This window comes from Micrococcus sp. (genome assembly GCF_030523875.1).
Lineage (GTDB): Bacteria > Actinomycetota > Actinomycetes > Actinomycetales > Micrococcaceae > Micrococcus.
On record NZ_JAUNHR010000127.1, the window covers coordinates 1 to 3838 of the forward strand.

Annotated in this window: 2 protein-coding genes; both read left to right on the forward strand. The window is 69.4% G+C overall.

Annotated features, from left to right (window positions below; all coding sequences use genetic code 11):
- Nucleotides 1-127 precede the first annotated feature (127 nt).
- On the forward strand, nt 128-715 hold the full coding sequence (locus tag Q4D18_RS11245; protein ID WP_303128469.1) for a restriction endonuclease subunit S: 588 nt from the start codon (nt 128-130) through the stop codon (nt 713-715).
- A partial coding sequence (locus Q4D18_RS11250) for a type I restriction endonuclease subunit R (RefSeq protein WP_303128470.1) occupies nt 712-3838 on the forward strand: 3127 nt, incomplete at its 3' end. The genes Q4D18_RS11245 and Q4D18_RS11250, both read left to right, overlap by 4 nt.

Consider the following 3838-nt stretch of genomic DNA (forward strand, 5'->3'; position numbering starts at 1 on the left):
GCGCCGTGACGCGATAGTCCGCGCTGGCGTATTCGGTAGCGGGGCCACAGAGAGCCGGGGAGACCGTTGGATCCCAGACTTGCCTTCCCACTGGGCAGTGGAGCCGTTGAGGCGCTGGACTCGTCTAGTGAACGGAGCCACGCCGAACCGCGATGAAAAGCGCTATTGGCTTGATGGGGACGTGCCGTGGCTCAACAGTTCTCACGCCAACCGTGATTCGGTGACGGATGCCGACCAGTGGGTCACACAAGATGCCCTCAACGAGGTGCATCTGCCCCTTCTGACGTACGGCACCGTGCTTGTAGCTATCACGGGCCAGGGCAAAACACGGGGACGGGCCACTCTTCTTGAGATGACCGCCACGATCAACCAGCACCTCGCTGGAGTCATCCCTGACCCTGAAAGATGGGATGCCCGTTTCCTCACCCTCATGTTGAGGGCTGCATACGATGAATTGCGGTTGATCAGTGACGCCGGTGGAAGCACCCGGGGTGCGCTCACGCTCGCTTCCCTCGGCGGGGTCCTCGTTGCTCGTCCGCCCCTCGACGAGCAGCGCGCCATCGCGGATCATCTGGACCGAGAGACCGCAAAGATCGACACCCTCATCGCCAAGGCGGAGCGGTTCATCGAACTGGCGCAGGAGCGCCGGGCCGCGCTCATCACCGCCGCCGTCACCGGCCAGTTGGAGATCCCCGCAGAGGAGCCCGCCGCATGAGCACGCAGCACCTGCCCCCGGAGGCCGCCTTCGAGCGGACCATCTGCGAGCACCTCGCCGAGCACGGCTGGCTCCACTCACCCCATGACCAGGGCTACGACAAGGTCCGCGCCCTCTACCCGCAGGACCTCTACGACTTCCTCGCCGAATCCCAGCCCGAGGTGTGGGCCCAGCTGGTGGACGCGTCGGCGTCGTCGGCCACCCAACAGAACCAGCGCGAACGCCTGCTGCGCACCCTCACCACGCAGCTGGACAACCCGAACCCGAAGGTCGGGGGCACCATCACCACCCTGCGCCGCGGCCTCACCGACCCGGTCCGCGGCACCGTGCGCTTGGCCTACCCGAAGCCGGTCACGGACAAGAACCCCGAGGCTGCCCGCCAGTACGCGGCCATGCGGGTGCGCGTCATGCAGCAGGTGCACTTCCACCCCACCTCCGGCGAGTCCGTGGACCTCGTGCTGTTCGTCAACGGCATCCCCGTCGCCACCCTCGAGCTCAAGACGGACCTGACCCAGACCGTCCAGGACGCGGTGAAGCAGTACCGGGACCGCAACCACCGCGCCACGCCGCTGTTCGGGCACGGCACCCGCGCCGTGGTGCACTTCGCCGTCTCGGACCGCGAGGTCATGATGACCACCCAGCTGAACGGGCCGGGCACCGCCTTCCTGCCCTTCAACCTCGGCCACGACGGCGGCGCCGGCAACCCGCCCAACCCGGACGGCTCGGACACCGCCTACCTATGGCAGCGCGTGCTGGACAAGGACGCCTGGCTCGGCATCCTCCAGAAGTTCGTGTTCACCGAGGAGAAGACCCGCACGGATGCCGCCACCGGGAAGCGCACCGTGAGCCGCCGCATCATCTTCCCGCGCTACCACCAGTGGGAGGCCGTCACCGCCGTCCTCGACGACGCCGCCGAGCACGGGGCCGGGCAGAAGTACCTGATCGAGCACTCCGCCGGCTCCGGCAAGACCAACACCATCGCCTGGACCGCCCACCAGCTGCTGCGCCTGCACCGGGACGGGGCCAAGGAGTTCGACTCCGTCATCGTGGTCACGGACCGCACCGTCCTGGACGACCAGCTCCAGCGCGCCATCCTGGCCATCGAGACGACGCCGGGCACCGTCGTCGCCGTCAACGACCGCACCGTCCACGCCGCCGGCCACACCTCCAAGTCCCAGCTGGTGGCGGACACCCTGCAGCGCGGCAACCGCATCCTGGTGGTCACCCTCCAGACGTTCCCGTCCGTGCTGCAGGCCCTCCAGGAGGAGCCCGCGCTGGCCGGGCGCCGCTACGCCGTCGTGGCGGACGAGGCCCACTCCTCCCAGACCGGCACCGCCGCCGCCAAGCTGCGCCGCGTGCTCAGCCCCGCCGAACAGGCTGACCTGGACGACGGCGGCGAGGTGGACGTGGAGGCCGTGCTCGCCGCCGAGGTGGACGCCTCCGGCCCCGCCGCGAACATCAGCTACCTGGCCTTCACCGCCACCCCGAAGCCCAAGACGCTGGAGCTGTTCGGCCGGCCGGGGGAGCAGCGGGACGAGAACGGGGAGCCGATCCCCGTCTCCTTCCACCGCTACCCCATGAAGCAGGCCATCCAGGAGGGCTTCATCCTGGACGTGCTGCAGAACTACACCACCTACGAGACCGCCTTCCAGCTCGCCCGCCTCAGCGAGACCGGGCAGCTCGAGGAGTTCGACGCCCGCGGCCGGCTCCCCGAGGGCATGGCCGGCGAGGAAGTGGACCAGGAGGCCGCCGCCAGCCAGCTGCGCCGCTGGGTGAAGCTGCACCCGGAGATGATCGCGCAGAAGGTCGAGATCATCGTGGAGCACTTCCACGCGAACGTCGCCCACCTGCTGAAGGGGCAGGCCAAGGCGATGGTGGTCACCGACTCCCGCCTGGCCGCCCTGCGGTACAAGACCGCCATGGACGCCTACCTGGCCGGCCGGCCCGACCTGGGCTACGGCACCCTGGTGGCGTTCTCCGGTGAGGTGCAGGACCCGGAGGCGCCCGGCGTCGACCCCGTCACCGAGGCTCGCGCCAACCCCGGAGCGCCCGCGGACCTGGCCGCCGCCCTGGACACGGACGACTACGCCGTGATGATCGTGGCGAACAAGTACCAGACCGGCTTCGACCAGCCCAAGCTGTCCGCCCTCTACGTGGACAAGAAGCTCGACGGCGTCCTGGCGGTGCAGACCCTCAGCCGGCTCAACCGGACCATGCCGGGCAAGCACAAGACGTTCGTGCTGGACTTCGTGAATACGGAGGAGGACATCCTCGCCGCGTTCCGCCCGTACTACGAGGGCGCCGAACTGGAGAAGGTGACCGACCCGGCTCGGCTGGCCGAGGTGATGGTCAAGCTGGACGGCTCCGGGCTGTACACGCCCGAGGAGATGGACGCGTTCGTGTCCGCGATGGTGGCCGGCGAGGGGGAGCAGCGGCTCAAGGGTCTGCTGAACCCGGTGGTCGCGCGGTTCCTGGCGGAGGTGGCGGACGCGCAGCAGCGTGAGGACGGCCCGCGCCTGGAGGAGCTGCGCATCCAGCGCAAGGACGTGCGCACCTACCTGAAGCTCTACGACTTCCTCTCCCAGGTGTACCGGTTCCACGGAACGGAGTACCTGCGGCACGCGTACTACCTGCGGGCCCTGGACCGCTACCTGCCCTCCGTGGGGGAGCGGGCCGAGGTGGTGGACATCTCCGACGTGCGCCTGGTGGGCATCCGGCAGGACGAGGTCGGGACCGCGGACCTGCGGATCGACCGCACCGAGGTGCTGCAGCCCAGTGAGGGGGCTGGCAGTGCGATGGTCCGCCAGCCGACGATGGGCCCGCTGGACGAGGTGATCCAGCGGCTCAACGAGGCATTCGCGGGGGCCGGGTTCGACCTGGCCGAGGCGGACTCCCTCAGCCGACGCACCGTGGGCCGGGTGAAGGAGCGCGAGGAGATCCGCCGCCAGGCCATGGACAACACCGAGGCGCAGTTCGTCGGCGGCGGCGACGTGGACTCGGCCATCACCCTGGCCATGTGGGAGCTGGTGCAGAACCAGGCGGGGATGAGCGAGTTCCTCAACCGCGACGGCGACGAGCAGCGCGCCATCCGCGCCGACTTCGCGCGGGCGGTGTGGCTGGCGG